The 237-nt window shown below is 46.4% G+C and carries 1 protein-coding gene; it reads right to left on the bottom strand.

The window, feature by feature from the left end; translation table 11 throughout:
* Window positions 1-237, bottom strand: a 237-nt coding sequence (locus tag J0695_RS46550) for an ATP-binding cassette domain-containing protein (RefSeq protein ID WP_206970160.1), incomplete at both ends; no start/stop codon positions are given.

The following is a 237-nucleotide window of genomic DNA, read 5'->3' as shown; positions in this document are numbered from 1 at the left end:
CTTTTCCCCTGATTGACTGCATTTGTTTTTCCGTTTTCGGAACCAGATCTTGTCCGTCAAATAAAATTTGTCCGTTTTTAAAATAGCCCGGCGGCATCGGAATCAGTTTCATAATCGCCTGCGAAGTGACGCTTTTACCTGATCCGGATTCTCCGACGATCGCAAGCGTCTCTCCTTTGTCAACATGAAAGTTGACGCCGCGGATCGCCTGTACTTCTCCGGCGTATGTTTTAAAAG

Source organism: Streptomyces beijiangensis, from assembly GCF_017315755.1.
Classification (GTDB): Bacteria; Actinomycetota; Actinomycetes; order Streptomycetales; family Streptomycetaceae; genus Streptomyces; species Streptomyces beijiangensis.
The sequence above is the reverse complement of the archived record's forward strand: the minus strand, read 5'-3'. Positions and strand labels throughout refer to the sequence as shown.